This is a genomic window from Nostoc sp. (genome assembly GCF_036917375.1).
Taxonomy (GTDB): domain Bacteria; phylum Cyanobacteriota; class Cyanobacteriia; order Cyanobacteriales; family Nostocaceae; genus Nostoc.
In genome coordinates, this window is record NZ_JBALDN010000094.1 from 110764 (window position 1) to 128318 (window position 17555).

The window sequence follows — 17555 nt, forward strand, 5'->3', positions numbered from 1 at the left end:
ACTAACTAGGACGGTTATTCGCACCGTGAATTTTTACCATGATTTGTCAAAATAAAAGATAACTGGAGGTTCAGAATATGAAATTTTCAATCCAATCGCTTTACGCCTGGTATCGCAGTGTGCTTCGTAACCCCAAATACCGTTGGTGGGTAATTTTAGGAACGTTGGTTTATTTGGTCAGTCCGTTTGATATTCTCCCAGATTTTATACCCGTTGCGGGACAGATTGATGATGTTTTCCTTTTGACTCTGCTAGTTAGTGAAGTTTCTGGGCTAGTAATTGAGGGCTGGAAAGCTCGTAAGGGTGAGGTGGGTGCTGAAGTACCTAATACTACTGAGGGTTCTACCTCTAGTGGAAGCACTATTGATGTTGATGCTGTTTCTGTTAAGTAGTTTTAATAAAACCCCTGCTTTTGGAATCTGAGGTGGGGGATATTTTTTTTCAACGCATAGGCGCTTCTCTACGAGACGCTACGCGAACGCCTTCCCGCAGGGTAGGGGCGCGGAGGGAAGCGCGGAGGTTCGCGGAGGATGAGAGGGAGTAAGAGGAGGGGTTAGAGGTTGTTGGCTACGCGTTTGATGCCTTCTTTGAGGTGGAGGACGTTAAAGTTAAAGAGAAGACCTAGTTTGCAGTTTGCTAGTTTGAGATAGGTTAGGAGTTGAACGGAGTGAATCGGGTGGAAGGACTCTACAGATTTAATCTCTATAATTACTTGGTTTTCGACAATCAAATCTAATGGATAAACACATTCCAATTGCACATCTTGATAAACTAAGGGCAATGTAATTTGCTTACCAATTATTCAATCCGGCTTTCTTCAACTCATAATCCAAGCACTCTTCATAAGCCGACTCCAATAAACCAGGCCCCAAAGCAGTATGCACCCTCATCGCACACCCAATAATCACCCCACTCAACTCATTCTCTCTCATCCTCTGCGTACCTCTGCGCTTCCCTTTGCGCCCCTCTGCGTTTAAAAATCTTTCACAAATTCCGTTAAGAACCTGAATGCCTTCAAAATATAACTAGCGCAATCTCTAGGTGAAGTATTGTAAAACGATCGCCACGCACTCGCTTTATCCTCGTCATAGCGATCGCTGCGTTGACTATGATTTTCCAGCCACGCCAATCGCACTGCATGGCCGATTAACACATCCAACACGATATATTCTTCAATTTGCAGCTTGGGATTATTGGCAGCGATCGCTCCTAATTCGATTAATGCTTCAATATTTACTTGGCGGTATTCTGGAGCTTCAATTTTATTCAGCAAATGCTCAACTAACAGCGCAAAATTTCTTTCTCCGGCTGTCATTTCCGACAGCATGATCTCGCTATCTAAACGATTGCGGCGCTCTAGTTTATCGCCAATTACTAGACCCTTGCAATGTTGCATTAATAGCCAAACTTGCTTAAAAAATTGTTTTGGTACGCGTCCCGTTGCACCTTCAGCTTGACGAAACCGTCGCCAACCACCTGGCGGAACTTCTATCCCTTCGGCGATTCCTGGTGACACTACCCAAGCAATATCACTTTCTTTTTGTTTGACGTGGAGTGATTCTTGCTGGCGCAACAGGTTACTCATGCCAGTATATCCAGTTAATACCTGACGCAAGCGCATTTTCACTTCAAAGGGTGAAAGTTGCATTAGGTAATCGTAAGCTTCATCTTGAGTAACGTGTAATTCTCGCGCTAGTTCGCTGGTTATTAACAGGATGAGATAGCCGACTCTTACAGTTAGTAATCCCTGAAATAGTTCGGGTTCTGAGCGAATTAAGATACCAACATAGATTAAAATCTCTTGAGTAAGGACGCGATCGCGGATATCTTCACGACAAAAATGGTTAATTTTATCGGCAATTTCATCGTGGGACATGGGTACGGTAATCAAAGACGCTTCGCTGTAAGCTTTACCGACAGCAATTTGCTTACCCCGCACCAAAATACTCGTTACTGCATCTGATAGGCTGATATCAACCATTTGGCGCAACCCCGCAGCCCGACGCACTACTGCCCAAATGCCTAAATCTCCAGCTTTGGTGTAAACTTCATCGAGCAAATCGCCTACTGTAACAGGATATCCTGGGCCACCATATCCCGTATCAAATTTCATTCCCTGCAAGCGAGTTAAAGTTTGCAATAACTCAATTTGTTCGTAGATATTCTCTGATGAGCGCAAATGAAAAAGTAATAACCCAAAGTTGGTTTCACACTCCATTTGAAATTCTTGGGTATGTCCTAAGCGCCAGTTTTTATCAGGATGATAAGCTAGATAATAGCAACGTGGACTAGCATTTTTTACTGGCGATCGCGAGAATTCTGCATTTGGTAGAAAATCAATTCTTTGAATTCCGGCTGTTAGCATTAGCTGATTTAACCGCCCTAATTTCACCCGCACGCCGTTACAAACACCATCTTTGAGTTCTTGCATCAGTTCTAGTAATGCTTCAGAACCACTTTCTAACATGGTGTGCGTCAACATTAAAGTCAGAGTAGGACGCCCTAAATCGCTCCAATATTTTTGAATGTAAGCTAGTTCGCTTCTAATTTGATCCAGCAAAAAATGGTAATCAAGAGTTAAGTAAAATTGTTGAGAGTCGGAAAATGAAGGCAAAAATACAATTGTTTCACCACTAATCCGAAAGATTCTAGATGTTGTTAAACTCCGCAATCTTCGCACTGGCCGTCCAGTTAAACCAAGTTTATCGTTACGTCCAATTTGGGTATAAATAGTTGAAAATTCTCCAGCTTTTCTCACCTGAATCGGTTCTACCTGAGTAGGCGTTTGCGCTTCAATTCCGTGAACTTCTAGTTTCGTCTGTAAATCTTCATCTTCTGCCAATAAAGCAATTTGTACCAACGATTCGCGCTGTTTACCCACACACAAATGTCTTCCCAAAGGGTCGATATCACCAACTGCCAATAATCCTTCACTCAACATTTCACCGAGAAAATATAAGCTCTGTGCCCATACCAAAGGAATATTTTCATTGGGCAAACGTGCTTGCGTTTGAGGTGCTAACTTTTCTGCCTCTATGTTTTCTGCCGGAACATAATAAAGTTCTGGCAATAAACGCAAACCATCTTGTTCTATAAGTAATGATTCTAAAAGCTCTTGGTATTTTTTAACTTGTTCTTGTTCGCCGCGAAATAATCCATCTAGAACTAAATAAGTGAAAAATAACGGCCATTCGCATTCAATATGCTCGAATTGCTTGAGTTCCCACGGTTCGTAGTGTAAGCGGTGATGATCTTCTAAAACGGTTTGGTGTCCATCACGCAGAAAGCGTTTGCAGCCGTATTTACCTGCGAGTTTATTGATAATATCGTTTAAAGTGCGATCGCGTAACTCCAAATCTTCCACTGCAAAGGCAGGATAACTAATAATACTTAACAGCGCCGCATCAATTTCTTTAGAACCAGATTCCCTCGGTAATAGCGATTCTAAAGTAATCCGGGCGCGGGCGATTTCATCTGGTAGCACATGAATCACCGATGCTTGACTACCATGCACACCAAACAAATCCAATCCATTGATAGCTTCTAAAGCAGCTTTTGCCATGCCTACAGAACTGGCATTTAACTCAGCACTACCACGATTAATTTTATTACCGCGTTCCCAAATGCCGTAATCTGGTGTGCGGTAAGCTCGTCCAATGTAGTAAACTAGATTTTGGACGAAATTAACTTCATCAATGCTATAAATTATTGGCAATCCTGCTGCCGTCATTTGCGCCAACATTAGCAAAAATATAGATGTGGCATCAAGTTGCAAATGTCCCCATTCATCATCACCAACAACAATGTCACCGGTTGCGGTATTATATTTGGCGTGCAGTCCATCCAATAGCGACTGAGTATGTTTAAATGTCTCTACTTTATGAGCCTGTCGCATCATCGCAAATAGCAACCCGCGCATCAGTTTGATGACACTGTGTTCTAATTCATAGGTGCGTCCTTTGTCGTCGTCAATCTTGCGGTATGCAAGTCCTAAACCCCAAACTGCCAAAATGCTGTAAACGTTGTCTCGTACCCAGGCATCTGTATAATCGCCGTGGGCTGTAATCGCTGTACTCGCAGGTAGTAAACCAGTAATCGGATTTTGGCGAGTCAGGATAATCGTTTTGATTTGCTGGTAGTAATAGTCTAGGCGAGTTAGCAATTTGGTAGATGTTTTCATGGTTTGGTTTAGAACAACTTGCAAAATTTGACCCTGTGACTGTCAAGTGAATTACCTAAACCAAGCCAGAATAAGTTCTGTAATGGTTGATGGGACAACAGCTAAGGGTGGTGTGAGTTTATTATTATCTCGTGTTAATAGACTTCTGGGTACTTAATTTTGGTGATTCCCAACTAAAATATGATACTTGCTCAAACTCCTTTCAATACTTATAACAATTTATACTTAAATTGCGGTTTTCTTAAGGCATAATGAATGAATTATTTTTGTTGATAGTTTAAATTAGATAAACGAGTGCTAATTTCAGCGAGCGATCGCAGAACGTTTAGGATGTTATGAAGCGGAAAGAATTTATTACGATATCTTTTACAGCACTACTACTGAAAGCCTGCAATCTAAATCCAATAAAAAAAGTTATGAAGGATGAATTTTTCTCTTATGGGCTAGATAACAAAGCTTCTTTACCTTGGATCAAGCTATCTGAAGATGAGAGAAAAAAATATTTATCACCATTAAAACTGTTTAAAGTTTTGCGCTCGCATAAAGTAGGTAATTCAGTTAAAACAATCACAAAGATTGCTATTGATGAATCCCAAGAAGTTATTGCTTGTTCATCAATAGATGGAAAGGTAAGTGTTTGGCATCTTTTATCTGGTGAGCTTATCTCATCTTACTCTCATGAGAGTTATAGTCGTTCGGTTGTAATTGGAGAGCAGGGTAATGTAATTAGTGGAGGTTCAGACAAGAGAATAAAAATCTGGAATTATTTGTCTAATCAGCTTTTACAAACCTTAGAGACACCAAATAATGTGGATGTTTGGCGAACAATCTTAAAGCTAATTACTTGGCTGCGGGGATAAATTACTCAGATAAAGTAATTATATGGAATTTGAAAACACTTAAACAAATTGCTGAAATTAGTGGCGAAAGATTCTGGGAATTTGAGCTATTAGAATTTAATGATACTGGAGAACAGTTATATGCACGATTTAGACTTGGAGAAAATCGAGTCTGGGAAATGCCTTCTACAAAGCTTATTAGAGCTTTCCCTGATAGTCATTATGGAGAATGGAGTTACTCCTCAATTGATGATAGAGGAAGGGTTCTAGCTACTGCATCAGATCGAGAGAACGAAGTTTATCTATGGGATACTGTGAGTGGCAAAAGAATACAAGTAATTGAAGCAGCACCAGCATCGGATGGTGGCCCATTTGATCCCAACGTTCTTTTAAATCATAACGGTAGTATTCTCATAACTGCTGCACTAAACGGAAATATCAGAATCTCATCTACTGAAAGCAAAGAACTTTTGCAAGAATTTCCAGGTGAACACGAATCAGAGATCAGTTCATTAGCTATCAGTAATAAGTATTTGGTATCTGGAGATTATGATGGAAATCTTAAACTTTGGCAATTTACTGCCTAAGAAACCATTTATAAAATTTTTGTTTGTTCTAACTATAGAGAAAACTAGACACACCCAAGAGCGATCGCCAAAGCTCAAACACATTACCACGACTATGAGGTGAAATCTGCTAACCCATTTCTGATTCTCCGTCGTCCAGGTGACTACGTATGAAGTTGCTTGATACCAGATACTACTTGTATAGATGTGGTAATACTCCAGACTAACTCAAAATTTGGTAGATGTTTTCATGGTTGGGTTTAGAAATACTTGCAAAATTTGACCCCTTAAAGGAGTGGGTTTCTTGCACTTGGGCTATGGAGAATGGGACATTGAGATGGGATTCTATGCTGGAGAGCATACGGAAACGTAAATCTTCTCTAGAAATCTCGATCTCTGCGTGGGTGGAAAAATCCCTCCAAGTAAGTCGAGTTTTAGAAAGAGGAACTCTCAAGAGTGGTCTTGGGAATCCACTATTGAATTGATTGGGTGTACTAAATCATATCGTGTCCGGTTGAAGACTTATCATTAAGACCGCCGAGGTGAGGGCTTTTTGGGCTTTGTGCATAGATTCGGGAATTATAATTAATTAGCCGAACATAATATTTCAGTGCTGGGATGATGTCAAAAAATCAAGAGTGCCTAACTCCGAAAGATGAGCTTATGGTAGTCTAAACTAAATCATTACTCCGAGGTTATGCTTATGCTGGTATAAATTAAATCATTTTTTAACAAAAATATTTATTTAAATAAATATAATTTTAATGTAGATATGTTTTAAGATTGATGTGTTTGTGTTAAATATTCAGCAAATAATTGCAGCCAAGAAAGGGAGGCTATCCTCAACCCAATCAAGTTTGATAAAAATAGGGTTTATGCACTTTACAAATAAATCATTTTGTGCATTCACGTCAAAACCTCGGTTCAGCCTTTTACAAAGCATATTTTATTAGTTGCGTAGGCAGCATTTACCGCAGGCATCGCAAAAATTTACCTATAAGCCTTGAAAAGCGTAGTTGCTATTTTGGCTTTCCTGTCAATGCCTAAGTCATAAAAAATTAATCAGTTTTTTGACATAATCAATATCCTAGTTTGCTTTATTAGAGCCTAAGATATTTACTAAATAATAGTTTCAGAAAAAATTATTATTTCACTTACTAACATAAATAACTGAAGCCCTGATTTAGACTAGTCTTAGCTTGAAAAAACTACAAATTGGTATTGTTACTGCTGTTCGGAATAAATCAGGTAATTACCATTTTATACAAAATAGCAGTGGATAAAAGCAAGGGCGTAAATATATAAAGAAATTAAAAGTTTTTTACCAAACATTTTGTTCATTTTTTGGAAAGAGAAATATTAATCTTATAAAAGGAGTAACACAATGAAAACAGTTGGGATGTATCGTCGAGCTTATCCGAGAGTATCAGAAACTTTTATCGGAGAACAAGCTCATAATTTACAAACATACAAACCGTTATTTCTGACTTGTAAACTATTAGCAGAAATTCCTTTTGACAATATTGCTATTAGCGATAATGACCAATGGAAGATTAAGCAATTATTTCATATAATTTCTGCTTCGCCAAATGTGTTTGGAAAAGAAGCGGAACTAAAAAATCTAAAATTAATTCACGGACATTTTGGGCCAGATGGTATTTACGCAATGCGATTGGCAGAGAAATTAAATATTCCATTCCTCGTTACATTTTACGGTTTTGATATCACAGTTTCACGCCGATCTATGTGGCTGTCAGGTAATCCAGCATTCTATCAATTTCTTTTGCATGAAGAAGAATTAAAACAAAAAGCATCTAAATTTATCGCTTTTTCTAGTTTTTTGTATAAAAAAATGATTGAATATGGTTATCCTGAAGATAAAATTATTAAACTAAATAGTGGTATAGATTTAGAAAAATTTGCCCCAGCCAGTGAATCAAAAGGTGAAAGATATATTTTATGTGTAGGCAGACATACTGAAAAAAAAGGAATTGATACCCTATTAAAAGCCTTTGCCCGGATTGCCAGTAAGCATCCAGATGTGTCAGTTATTCAAATTGGAAGCGGCACAATGACTGAAAAATTCAAAACTCTAGCAGATGAGCTTGGTATTAGTAATAGAGTGAATTTTATGGGGGCAAAACCTTATGAAGTGATTCAAAAAACCATGAGAAATGCAGAAGTATTTTCTCTACCCAGCCAAACAGCAAAAAACGGTGATAGCGAAGGTTTACCGCTTTCAATATTGGAAGCCGCCGCTTCTGGTTTACCAATAGCTTCTACCTGGCATAGCGCTATCCCTGATGCTATTTTAGATGGAGAAACTGGCTTTTTAGTTGAAGAAAAAGACGATCGATCTCTCGCGGAAAAATTAGATATTCTTTTGTCCGATCGGGCTTTAGCTAAAAGTATGGGTAAAAAAGGACGAGAGTTTATTTGCGAAAATTTTGATATTCGCAAGCAAACTGCCAAGCTAGAAGCTATTTATGATTTAGTAATTAGTTAATGACACTCAAGTAAGAGTATCTCAATTTAGATTACTGAACCTCAAGCATTTGTTAATGAGCAGAAGTTTTTTAATGCCTTGTTTGGAGACAACTCCCCTTTTTTAGCCATCTGTATGGTTATTTATTCGCGATCGCCAGAGATCGCAGATTCTATAAGTAGAAAAACTTACTCGGATTAGAGAATGATTCCCCCAAAAATCAAGGTAGCAAGCTAAAAATTTATATAAAGCTACTAAAGAGATAAAATTTCCTCAGTATCTACCGGACAGCGCTGTTCCGGGTTAGGATGATGACTAGCAATGCTTTAATTTAGCTATCGATATTGATTTGTTGAAATTTTATGGACCATAGTCCACAAGATGGCAGTATCAACCTCCTCTAAGCTGTGGCGAGGAAGTCTCCCAGCGCGGGGGAGACTTAGGAGATATATATCATGCTTACAGAAGATATTCGTGATTTGTTGACTGATACTACCGATTTAAACCAGTTGAAATGGGATTTAAATCGCTTGCAACCTGTGGATGTGGGAGACTACATTACACAATTGCCCGAACAACAACGCGCGATCGCATTCCGTTTACTCAACAAAGCTCAGGCAATTGATGTATTTGAGTATCTACCCACAGAGGTGCAAGAAGAACTAATTAATTCTCTCCATGATGTCCAAGTAGTGCAACTTGTAGAAGCGATGAGTCCCGACGAACGGGCAGAATTGTTTGATGAACTACCTGCTGGGGTAATCAAACGGCTATTGCAAGAACTCAGTCCAGAAGAAAGGCAAGCAACAGCAACGATTCTCGGCTATCCAGAAGGCACGGCTGGGCGGGTGATGACAACCGAATATGTCCGGTTGCGCCAAGGATTGACTGTAGGTGAAGCCTTGAGCAAAATCCGCCGTCAGGATGAAGATAAGGAGACGATTTACTACGCCTACGTTACAGATGACAACCGGACGCTGGTGAGAGTAGTTTCTCTACGGCAATTGCTGTTTACCTTTCCCGATGTTTTCATTAAAGATATTGCTAGCGATCGCGTCATCAAAGTTAGAACTGAAACTCCTCAAGAAGAAGTGGCGCGAATTATGCAGCGTTACGACTTAATCGCTATCCCCGTTGTAGATCGAGAAGACCGATTGGTGGGCATTGTCACCATTGATGATGTCATGGATATTTTGGAAGAGGAAGCCACAGAAGATATCCAAAAACTGGCGGGTGTAAGTGGTGATGAAGCAGCTTTATCCTCTCCCTTACTCACCATTCGCAATCGCTTACCTTGGCTATTGGGGATCATGGCTCTGTATATTGGTGCAGCCAGTGCGATCGCCCCTTTTCAATCTGTAATTGCCGCAGTGCCAGTTCTAGCAGTAATCATGCCGATATTTTCTAACACTGGTGGTACTGTCGGTATTCAATCATTAACGGTAACAATTCGTGGCTTGGGAGTGGGAGAGGTAACACCCAAAGATACCTTAAAAATTCTCCGCAAGGAACTTCTAGCTGGTTTAGGTACAGCTCTCGCTTTAGCCACAACGATGATCCTGCTTTCCTTAATTTGGGCGCGACCTCAAGAACGATGGGTAGCTTTAATAGCCGGAATGGTAATGGCAACTAATACAATTGTGGCTGTTACACTCGGCACTTTACTGCCAATGGCTTTGAAACGACTGAAGCTTGACCCTGCCTTGGTTAGTGGCCCGTTAGTGACTACAATGCTAGATACAATTGGGTTTTTAACATTCCTCAGCCTAATTTCTCTAGCTTTAAACGTTTTCCATTTACCAGCATGAAGGGATTGGGCATTGGGCATTGGGCATGGAGAAGAGACAAGGTAGACCAAGAAGAGGGGGGAGATAAGGGAGAGACTTGTTCAATAATTCCCCCTTGTCCTCCTTGTCCTCCTTGTCCCCCTTGTCCCCTTGTCCCCTTGTCCCCTTGCCCCCTTGTCCCCTTGTCCCTCCCCAAATCCTATGCCTACTACCACTTGGAATCGTCATCACATTCTTTCCCTAGCTGACTTTACTACTACTGAATACGATACAGTTTTGCAAACTGCTGCCAGTTTTCAAGAAGTGCTATCACGGCGGACAAAGAAAGTGCCAACTTTGCAGGGACAAGTGGTGGCGAATTTATTTTTTGAATCGTCTACCCGCACCCGCAGCAGTTTTGAACTTGCAGCGAAACGCTTAAGTGCAGATACGCTGAACTTTGCCGCCGCCACTTCTTCTATGACCAAGGGAGAAACAATTCTCGACACGGCGAAAACCTATTTGGCGATGGGAACTGATATTATGGTAGTCCGCCATCGAGAGGCAGGAGTACCGAATGCGATCGCGGCTGAAATGGATCGTCTAGGTGTACGAGTTAGCGTCCTCAATGCTGGTGATGGTCAACATGAGCATCCTTCCCAAGCACTCCTGGATTTATTTACCATAACTACTCTCATTGACCCAGATCATCCGCGACTGGAACTTTTGAAGGGGAAAAAGATTGCCATTGTTGGGGATATTCTTCATTCTCGCGTGGCGCGATCGAATATTTGGAGTTTAATAGCTAGTGGTGCCGAAGTGCATCTGGCAGCACCGCCAACCCTCTTACCTAAATTCTTTGCCGAGTTTATCTCGGAGGAAGTAGAAGGCAGAAGTTATTCCCCCAATCCTCAACTATTTGTACATTGGCAGCTAGAACCAGCTTTGCAGAATGCCGATTTTGTCATGACTTTACGTCTGCAAAAGGAACGGATGACAGCACATTTGCTGCCAAGTTTGCGAGAATATCATCAACTGTTTGGCATTACACGCACAAAACTGCAACTTTGTAAACCTAACGTCAAAGTTTTGCATCCAGGCCCAGTCAACCGTGGTGTTGAAATTAGTTCTGAATTGATGGATGACCCAGAGTTTAGTCTCATTCAATCACAAGTTACCAGCGGTGTTGCTGTTCGGATGGCACTCTTGTACCTATTAGGTAGCGGCAAGGCTTAATATAATCTCAGTTGGAAATTTACTCCCATCGGACTACATTACGGAACAATATCTAATCTGATCGAATTTATTATTCCTTTATTATTCCTCCGATCGCATGAGGACAGAATTCTCTAATCTTGGCACACTGGTATCGTAGAAGATCGGGATTTAATGACTTCTAGAAGTGTCGGAGGTAAATTATGAAACGAATTTTTTTGACGGCAGCAGCCTTACTCAGCACGCTATCTTTAGCTGCTCCCATTCCCGTCAAAGCAGAAAATTCCGCCCCTGTCCGCCGCTTGTTAGAAACTAGAGAATGTTCCGGATGCAATCTAGCAGGAGCTAACCTCAAAGGCGCTCATCTAATCGGTGTTGACTTGAGAAATGCAAATTTAAAAGGAGCTAATCTAGAAGGTGCTAACTTAGAAGGTGCAGATTTAACCGGTGCTAATTTAAAGTCTGCTAATCTCACAGAAGCATTCGTTAGCGATACGATGTTAAATAATGCCAATCTTACCAACGTAAATTTGAGTAATTCCCGTTTATATAACAGTGACGTAGATGGCGCTGTTTTAGCTAATATTGATTTAAGCGGTGCTGATGTATTTAATACTGCCATTAGCATTGGTGGTGAATACTAATGATGAGTGATGATTTCCAAGTGAAGAGTTAAGAGTTATATTCAACTCCTAACTCTTCACTTCCTAAGTTTTATTCGCCAGTAATCGATAGTTCATTAACCCAGATTTTCGGGCAAACTCCCCCTGGCGTTAACTCTGGCTCTTTTTCTACATAAATAATTGACTTCAAAAGTTCCAAGAAATCGCCAGCAACAGTTGCTGACTCAATACTCGTCCTCACTCCCTGATTAACTAGCCAACCATCAAACGGCAAAGAAAAGGAACCTTGTAAGGATTTAACTCCAGCATGGAGAGCTTGTAAATCATCGATAAAAATCACATTTTCAGCAGTTTCTAAGCTCAACTCTTGCTCAGGAGTTGCTGTTGAAAATACGTGATAAAAATTGGGACTGACGCTGACTTTTGCACCAATACTAGCATTACCTGTGGGCTGGGCATTTAACCTTTTAGCAGTGCCAGCACTATGAAGAAATCCTGTTAAAATGCCATTTTCAATCAGCGAAATTTGACGAGTGGGAGTTCCTTCCCCATCAAAAGTTTCAGCACCTACGTTAGCTGGGTGCAGTGCATCATCATAAACTGAAAGTAGAGGAGAAGCAATTTCCTTACCTAAATCATCAGGCGTAGATAGACTTTGATTGTCTAAAATACTTTGGGCATTGAATAAGTTAGAAAAAGCACCCAACAGACTTAAGAAAGCTTCCGGTGAGAAAACAACTCGATATTTACCAGTTTTGATTTTTTCATAATTCAAGTGACTGATAGTTTTATCGGCGGTTTCTTTAATGCAACCATGAATATCTAGATTATCTAAACTCTGGTTGATTCTATAAGCGCCTGCACTGCGCGGTTTTTTGCCATCTTCCTCAGTTTTACTATAAAGATAAACTGATGCCAAAGAGTGAGATTCAGTTCTTACTGCACCGTCGCTATTGAGATAAAATCTGTCAATATCTCTTTGAGACAAACCATTATAAGGTACACCTTTAATTGCTGGGTGAGCTGCCAGTAATTCTTTTTCAGCTACCAACAATTTTTCTATAAGTTCAGCAACAGGTGCTTGAGGTGCCTTATGCAGAGGTTTACTTGGAATAGGAACAGTAGCCTCTGGACTAAAATCAGGAACATTTTCTTTAACACCAAAGAAACTGGCTTCGTAGGCAGTTTTCAAAGCTAACTCCAGTCCCTTGGGGTCTACATCTGTGGTGCTGGTGACACCCATTGTATTATCTTCATTCCAAACACGAACAGTAACACCAGAGCGGTTTGAAGCTTTAACTTGTTTTGGCTCACCTTGGTCTACTTGCACGCTAGTGTCATCTACAGTTGAGCCGTAAATGTCGAATTTCTTAATGCCAAGCTTATCAGCATTGTCCTTGGCAGAATTTGCAATCTCATTGATATTCGGCATAGTCAATTTTGGATTTTGGATTTTAGACTTCGGCTACGCTCAGTCGAGCGATTTTGGATTGGAAACGATTCCATTTTTGATATTAGAGTTTGGATTTTGGATGTTATGACTTATATTTTTCTCGTAGTGTTTTTATTGATGCAACAGTCATAGCTAGAATTTCGTTAGCTTCTTGCATTAGGCTTTTTAGTTTTTCTGCTGTCATTAATCCAGAATCAATAACAAGCTCTAACCAGTAAAGCGTTTCATCAGCTTCTTCTTCCACGATACTGAGTTTGGCAATTAAATCAGCTTTTGATTTAGCTCTACAGGCTGCTCGATAATTAGCACCAACTGAAGTTGCGGAACGTAATAACTGTTTGCTAATGACATCAGAAATTCTAGTTTGTGGCAATTGCTCAACTAGACGAATGACTGGTAATGCCAGCTGCTTTGTTCTAGCCTTAAACTCCTGCTCATTCACAATCCAAAATCCAAAATCTAAAATCTAAAATTCTTATCGTCCACCTACGGTAATAGAATCGACCTTGATGTGGGGTTGTCCCACTGTGGTGTAAATACTGCCACTGACGGAGCCACAAAAACCTGGTGCAATTTCCAAATCTTGAGAACACATGGAAATTTTATTCATGATTTCCTTGGCTTCACCGATTAAAATTGCTCCTTTCAGTGGTTTGGTGATTTTGCCATTTTCAATTAAATAAGCTTCATCAACACTAAAGTTAAATTGACCTGTGGCACCAACGCTACCACCACCCATCTTTTTACAGTAAATACCTTTATCAACAGAGGCAAATAATTCATCATTGCTATATTCGCCAGAATCAATATAAGTATTACGCATCCGGCTAGCAGCAGCATAGGTATAATTTTGGCGGCGTCCACTTCCAGTTCTGGGGTGTCCGGTGCGTGAGGAACCTGTTCTATCTGCTAAAAAGTTTTTCAGAACGCCTTTTTCAATTAAGAGGGTTCTTTGAGCGGGCATACCTTCGTCATCCATGTCAATAGTCCCGAAGGCATTTTCAGAGCGCCCTTCATCCCAGGCTGTCAAACTTTCGTGGGCAATTTTTTCGCCTTTTTTGTCAGCAAAGGGAGTGGTATTGCGTTCAATTTGAGTGGTTTCTAATAGGTGTCCGCAAGCTTCGTGAAAGATTACGCCGCCAAAGTGATTGGCCATAATGATGGGATAAGTACCCGATTCCACGTAATCTGCGTAGAGCATTTTTCCAGCCGATTCTGCTATTTTCTCGGCGGCTTGTTGAGAATCCCAAGTTCGCAAGAAGTTGGCATCGCTAGTATTACCCGCGCGATCGCCAATTGAGGTACGATTAGCACCATCAGCACACAACAGGTTAAATCCTACTGACTGGGTGAGGCGAATATCACGAGCAAAAGTCCCGTCACTGGCAGCGATTAAAACTTCTTGCCAATCCCGGAAATAGGTAGCACGGCGCGATTGGATGTGGCTAGCTTTTTGCTTCAGGTGGGCAGTACCATCTAGAAGGATTTCTCCCATTTCTCGGATGGAGCTACACACTGGTAGCCATGCATCTTTACCTCTTTTGGTGGCGTAATCTCTGAGTAATTCTAAGTTGATTTCTGGGATGAAAGCCTTAGCAGTGGGTAGTTGCAATCCCAAGATAGAAAGACCTTTTTCTAAGGCTGCTTTCAAACCGGAAAACGAAAGGTCATTGGTGCTAACGTAGCAGTCAGCTTTACCACGAAAGACTCTGACTCCCGCGCCTGTAGACAGACTGGGTGAAATACTCGTGATGGCGTCATCTTCTGCAAGAGAACTAATATAGTTGCGACGCTCTAAAAATAATTCGATGAAGTCAGCACCAGCGGCGCGTCCTAGTCCCAGAAGGGTAGCCAGGGGGGCTTCCCAGGTTTCATCGAAACGCTCTGGTGTGGAGGAATATTGGAGAGTGGGAAGTTGATTCGAGAGAAGTAGCGTACTTGTAAGCATGGGGTAGCCTCGTCTGCTGGCGTAGTTCAGAGATTTGACTGAAAAAATCCTGGTGTGTTCAGTCTAACAAATGAGCAAAAGCCACAGTTGCTAGAAAAACGTGTGGATTTCCCTCCCCTTTCATAACGCCTTGGCAAATCCGCCCCCAGACTAGAAATTTCGAGCTATTTGACGAAGAATTCAAAAGTCAGAATACAAAAGCGGAGCAAGGAAAGCTCCGCTGAGAGTTTGAGTGTCAAATAAAAAGAATCCAGACTTTTCTTCTCAGGTTTATTTACGATTTGCCATTCTCAGTGGAATTCTGAGTGTTTCTTGCTGTTTGAAAGTCTGACCTAAATTGGGCGTTGGCTCTGTTGATGCTAGATTCTTAAACAAGAGCTTTAGCGTTCGAGTAATAGTTTTAAGAATTTTCATTTTGCTAGCAGTCGGCTTTTCATCGTATCTCAAAACCATTGGGATTTCTACGATTTTTGGTTTGAGGACTTTGGCTTTCAGCAGTAAATCTATCATGCAAGCAAATCCACTTTCAGTGAATAGATTGTCCCCATAATACATATCCAGTTTACTAAGGAAAGTACGGTTATACAGTCTGTAACCGCAAGTGTAGTCTTTTACCCCTGGTACGCGGGCGGCAATTCTGAAAAGCCAGCTGGCTCCATAACTCATCAGCTCTCTAAATTTTGATAAGCCTATGACTTTAGAACCTTTGCGATATCTAGACGCGATCGCTATATCATAGCTACCAGCTATCATAGTGTCATACATTTTTATTAATAGCTCTGGTGGTTGAGTATTATCACAATCCATCGCCGCTAAAAAATCACCTTCTTTGGAAATTTCTAAGAAAGTCGTGAAACCTGTTTTAATTGCTTGGCCTAAACCAGCATTTTTGGGATGTTGGACTAATTTCAGTAATAGACCTAGTGATTGAGATTCATCTATTGCAGTCTGAGCAGTTCGATCGCTACTGCCATCATCGACAAGAATTAGTTCTATCTCTATATTAAAGATTTGCTGCAATGTTTGAAACTTTTTGAACAAGGGTCGAATTGATTCTTGCTCGTTATATGCGGGTAAAAGAACAAAAAGACTCATAAAGACCTCGTGTGATTTTTAAAATAAAGTGCGATTACTCAAATTTCAAGAATTCAGTAATGCTGATTTTTTGAGAAATTCATCGACTTGTCGAACTACTGCGTTGTTGTTGACGCTATCATTGACCAACTGTGAGGTATTGACGACGAAAAAATCATCGTTTTCAGTACTCACTTTTGGAACAAGGCTGGAATAATTTAAAACTTGTAGTGGCTGTACTTTAATCGCTCGATTAATATGTGCTGCTACAATGTCATCGGCTTTAAGTTCGGGGAACATTGAACGTATACCTTGGAAAAATATTGGACGTAATTCCTCATCTGGTTGTTTTAACAACGGGTCAGTGGAAAGGATATATTTTGGTAGAAATGTAATGTTATACCCTGCTGTCTCTTGTAAAGAAACTAAGTTACTCATACCGATAACTCCGGTAAAAGGAATATTTTTATCGGCAATGTTTACTACGTAATAAGGAACTAGAGGCTTACGAGTAATCAGTACCATGCAGATTACACCCAGGTATTCTACTGTTTTACCAGTGTCTGAAACTTTCACCAGTTCCCTCGCAGCAACCTGTTGCAAGATATTAACTGGGCCAGTAAAGATGACTTTATCAAAATGCTCTTTTTTACCCTGAGATTCTACCCACATTCCACCCCCTGGATGAGGTGCGATATATTCAACCGCAACACCTTTGTGGATATGACCTCCAGCCGCGTAAACTAATTTTTCTATATGGTCAAAAACAGTTTTATAACCGCCGGAGACATAACCAAGTTGTTCTTTGTTTAATGAAGAATCGCGCGCTGAAAATAGTCGTTTGATATAAGCCCAGATAAAAACTGCTGAGATTCGCTTATAGTTTTCTCCTAATTTGGATAAAAGCAAAGGTTTCCAGAGCTTTTCGTATGTGTTTTTACCACCTAGTTTCAATAGCCAATCTTCAACTAAAATTTTCTCTAAGCGCCGCCAGTTATTCAGGCGTGAACCATATATAAGAGTAAAAGCTAATCTGATTTTACCTATAAGTCCAAATAGAGGAAAACGCAAGAATTCTATACTATTACTAATAGAATAAAACTTTTTGTTGTCATAAAAACCTGTTAAACTTCGATGCCAACGTAGTTTATCTCCAAGACCAATATCTCTCAGAAAATTTATTAAGTGAGTATCAGAAGGTAAAATAACGTGATAAAAGCGATCCCAGGTAAATAATCCGTAATCATGATAAGTAGTAAGTCCACCAAGCTGCTTGTTGCTATCAAAGACAGTGACTTTATGCCCTTGGTGTGAAAGACGTTGAGCTAATACTAGTCCAGTGATGCCTCCGCCAACTATGCCTATATTCATAAATTAAATTTAGATTTTGTGAAAATGTTTTACAG

The 17555-nt window shown here is 40.4% G+C and carries 13 protein-coding genes and 1 pseudogene; 7 read left to right on the forward strand and 7 right to left on the reverse strand.

Features of this window, described 5'->3' with window-relative positions:
* Positions 1–77: 77 nt before the first annotated feature.
* Entirely contained in the window at positions 78–392 is a 315-nt protein-coding gene (locus V7K45_RS25005; RefSeq protein WP_334928629.1) for a YkvA family protein, read from the forward strand.
* A 161-nt stretch (positions 393–553) separates the two neighbouring features.
* Here the strand turns inward: V7K45_RS25005 and V7K45_RS25010 are convergent.
* Positions 554–932 (reverse strand): annotated as a pseudogene (locus V7K45_RS25010) (GxxExxY protein).
* Positions 933–973: 41 nt separating this feature from the next.
* Positions 974–4180, reverse strand: coding sequence for a glycoside hydrolase family 15 protein (locus V7K45_RS25015; RefSeq protein ID WP_335007643.1), 3207 nt, complete (start codon positions 4178–4180; stop codon positions 974–976).
* A gap of 335 nt (positions 4181–4515) precedes the next feature.
* Between V7K45_RS25015 and V7K45_RS25020 the strand changes: the two genes are divergently transcribed.
* The 6 genes from V7K45_RS25020 to V7K45_RS25045 all read left to right on the forward strand — a co-directional run bounded on the left by V7K45_RS25020 (position 4516) and on the right by V7K45_RS25045 (position 11695).
* Complete coding sequence (locus V7K45_RS25020; RefSeq protein WP_335007644.1) at positions 4516–5040, forward strand: WD40 repeat domain-containing protein; 525 nt, start codon at positions 4516–4518, stop codon at positions 5038–5040.
* 29 nt (positions 5041–5069) lie between these two features.
* A complete protein-coding gene (locus V7K45_RS25025; RefSeq protein WP_335007645.1) occupies positions 5070–5606 on the forward strand; it encodes a WD40 repeat domain-containing protein in 537 nt (178 codons plus the stop codon).
* 1363 nt (positions 5607–6969) lie between these two features.
* Entirely contained in the window at positions 6970–8091 is a 1122-nt protein-coding gene (locus V7K45_RS25030; RefSeq protein WP_335007646.1) for a glycosyltransferase, read from the forward strand.
* Positions 8092–8525: 434 nt separating this feature from the next.
* Complete coding sequence (gene mgtE, locus V7K45_RS25035) at positions 8526–9878, forward strand: magnesium transporter (RefSeq protein ID WP_335007647.1); 1353 nt, start codon at positions 8526–8528, stop codon at positions 9876–9878.
* Between the two features lie 180 nt (positions 9879–10058).
* Positions 10059–11072: an aspartate carbamoyltransferase catalytic subunit gene (locus V7K45_RS25040; protein ID WP_335007648.1), complete on the forward strand. Its 1014-nt coding sequence runs from the start codon at positions 10059–10061 to the stop codon at positions 11070–11072.
* A 182-nt stretch (positions 11073–11254) separates the two neighbouring features.
* Positions 11255–11695, forward strand: a complete 441-nt coding sequence (locus V7K45_RS25045) for a pentapeptide repeat-containing protein (RefSeq protein WP_335007649.1) — start codon at positions 11255–11257, stop codon at positions 11693–11695.
* A 70-nt stretch (positions 11696–11765) separates the two neighbouring features.
* Here the strand turns inward: V7K45_RS25045 and V7K45_RS25050 are convergent, their stop codons facing one another.
* From V7K45_RS25050 to V7K45_RS25070, 5 genes are all read right to left on the reverse strand, one after another.
* On the reverse strand, positions 11766–13106 hold the full coding sequence (locus V7K45_RS25050) for a TldD/PmbA family protein (RefSeq protein WP_335007650.1): 1341 nt from the start codon (positions 13104–13106) through the stop codon (positions 11766–11768).
* Positions 13107–13209: 103 nt separating this feature from the next.
* Positions 13210–13569: a four helix bundle protein gene (locus V7K45_RS25055; RefSeq protein ID WP_335007651.1), complete on the reverse strand. Its 360-nt coding sequence runs from the start codon at positions 13567–13569 to the stop codon at positions 13210–13212.
* Positions 13570–13602: 33 nt separating this feature from the next.
* Complete coding sequence (locus V7K45_RS25060; protein ID WP_335007652.1) at positions 13603–15075, reverse strand: TldD/PmbA family protein; 1473 nt, start codon at positions 15073–15075, stop codon at positions 13603–13605.
* 270 nt (positions 15076–15345) lie between these two features.
* Entirely contained in the window at positions 15346–16170 is an 825-nt protein-coding gene (locus tag V7K45_RS25065; RefSeq protein WP_335007653.1) for a glycosyltransferase family 2 protein, read from the reverse strand.
* A 45-nt stretch (positions 16171–16215) separates the two neighbouring features.
* A complete protein-coding gene (locus V7K45_RS25070; protein WP_335007654.1) occupies positions 16216–17520 on the reverse strand; it encodes an NAD(P)/FAD-dependent oxidoreductase in 1305 nt (434 codons plus the stop codon).
* Positions 17521–17555 lie beyond the last annotated feature (35 nt).

What these genes read in the sequence shown, in the direction of transcription:
- V7K45_RS25070 (WP_335007654.1), bottom strand. Translation starts at nt 17,520, where the DNA reads ATGAATATAGGCATAGTTGGCGGAGGCATCACTGGACTAGTATTAGCT.
- V7K45_RS25060 (WP_335007652.1), bottom strand. Translation starts at nt 15,075, where the DNA reads ATGCTTACAAGTACGCTACTTCTCTCGAATCAACTTCCCACTCTCCAA.
- mgtE (WP_335007647.1), top strand. Translation starts at nt 8,526, where the DNA reads ATGCTTACAGAAGATATTCGTGATTTGTTGACTGATACTACCGATTTA.
- V7K45_RS25050 (WP_335007650.1), bottom strand. Translation starts at nt 13,106, where the DNA reads ATGCCGAATATCAATGAGATTGCAAATTCTGCCAAGGACAATGCTGAT.
- V7K45_RS25045 (WP_335007649.1), top strand. Translation starts at nt 11,255, where the DNA reads ATGAAACGAATTTTTTTGACGGCAGCAGCCTTACTCAGCACGCTATCT.
- V7K45_RS25030 (WP_335007646.1), top strand. Translation starts at nt 6,970, where the DNA reads ATGAAAACAGTTGGGATGTATCGTCGAGCTTATCCGAGAGTATCAGAA.
- V7K45_RS25015 (WP_335007643.1), bottom strand. Translation starts at nt 4,180, where the DNA reads ATGAAAACATCTACCAAATTGCTAACTCGCCTAGACTATTACTACCAG.
- V7K45_RS25040 (WP_335007648.1), top strand. Translation starts at nt 10,059, where the DNA reads ATGCCTACTACCACTTGGAATCGTCATCACATTCTTTCCCTAGCTGAC.
- V7K45_RS25065 (WP_335007653.1), bottom strand. Translation starts at nt 16,170, where the DNA reads ATGAGTCTTTTTGTTCTTTTACCCGCATATAACGAGCAAGAATCAATT.
- V7K45_RS25005 (WP_334928629.1), top strand. Translation starts at nt 78, where the DNA reads ATGAAATTTTCAATCCAATCGCTTTACGCCTGGTATCGCAGTGTGCTT.
- V7K45_RS25020 (WP_335007644.1), top strand. Translation starts at nt 4,516, where the DNA reads ATGAAGCGGAAAGAATTTATTACGATATCTTTTACAGCACTACTACTG.